Annotated in this window: 1 protein-coding gene; it reads left to right on the plus strand. The window is 52.6% G+C overall.

What is annotated here, in order from left to right; all coding sequences use genetic code 11:
* A partial coding sequence (rsgA, locus tag FJV41_RS56605; RefSeq protein ID WP_141649708.1) for a ribosome small subunit-dependent GTPase A occupies window positions 1–297 on the plus strand: 297 nt, incomplete at its 5' end.
* Window positions 298–388: the final 91 nt, after the last annotated feature.

The raw sequence follows: 388 nt of genomic DNA on the forward strand, positions 1-388 counted from the left end.
CTCTACCACTTCCCGCACGGCGGCGATGTGATTGATTCACCGGGGGTACGTGAGTTCGGCCTGTGGCATCTGGAAGCGGAACAAATCACCAACGGCTTTGTCGAATTCCATGATTATTTAGGCCGTTGCAAATATCGCGACTGTAAACACGATACCGATCCTGGCTGTGCGCTTCGCGAAGCGGTAGAGAACGGCAAGATCGCCGAAAGCCGTTTTGAGAACTACCACCGCATCCTGGAAAGCATGGCGCAGGTACAGGTAAAAACGCGTAAAAACTTTTCCTCGTCCGATGACTGATCATTAAGCTGAGCATCACGTCAGGCGCTGCCGGGCAGCGATGATGACGCAGCTTACGCGGATGCCATTTGGCGAGTTTTACGTATAGAAT

The sequence above is a fragment of the Myxococcus llanfairpwllgwyngyllgogerychwyrndrobwllllantysiliogogogochensis genome (assembly GCF_006636215.1).
Lineage (GTDB): Bacteria > Myxococcota > Myxococcia > Myxococcales > Myxococcaceae > Myxococcus > Myxococcus llanfairpwllgwyngyllgogerychwyrndrobwllllantysiliogogogochensis.